1 protein-coding gene is annotated in these 653 nt (G+C 71.7%); it reads left to right on the forward strand.

From position 1 onward, the window contains the following. Positions 1-635, forward strand: a 635-nt coding sequence (locus D7W82_RS39800) for an NAD(P)-dependent oxidoreductase (RefSeq protein ID WP_120623200.1), incomplete at its 5' end; no start/stop codon positions are given. Positions 636-653: the final 18 nt, after the last annotated feature.

The following is a 653-nucleotide window of genomic DNA, read 5'->3' on the forward strand; positions in this document are numbered from 1 at the left end:
CCCACGGCCCCTCCACCCCGGAGCGCCCCCATGTGGAGGAGGACGCCTTCCATCCGCATGAGTGGTACGGCGAGAGCAAGGCGGAGGGTGAGCGCATCGCGTTCTCCTTCCAGGACCGGCTGCCGGTGACGGTGATCCGCCCGCCGCGCATCCTGGGGCCCGGGGACAAGGAAAACCTGACCTTCTTCAAGCTGGGCAAGAAGGGCATCCGGCTGGAGCTGGCCGGAGGCCCCCGCCCCCTGTCCCTGGTGGACGTGGAGGACGTGGTGGACCTGCTGCTGGTATTGGCCCAGAAGCCGGAGGCCCTGGGCGAGGCGTTCTTCTGCGCGGGCCCGGAGCGGCTGACCCTGGAGGAGATGCAGGACCTGGGGGCGAAGGCCCTGGGCTTCCAGACGCGCACCTGGAGGCTGTCCCCGGCGGTGCTGACCGCCCTGGCCACCGCGGCGGACGGGGTGACGCGGCTGACGGGCCGCAAGCTCCCCCTCAACCGGAAGCTGGCGCGGCAGCTGCTGGCCCCGGCCTGGACCTGCTCCGGGGCCAAGGCTGAGCGCCTGCTGGGCTTCCGGCCGCGCCGAGGGCTGGCGGAGTCCATCACCCGCAGTGGCGAATGGTATCGCGCACAGGGCTGGTTATAGCCCCATGCGCCCAAAGGG

The sequence above is a fragment of the Corallococcus sp. CA049B genome, from assembly GCF_003611685.1.
GTDB lineage: Bacteria > Myxococcota > Myxococcia > Myxococcales > Myxococcaceae > Corallococcus > Corallococcus coralloides.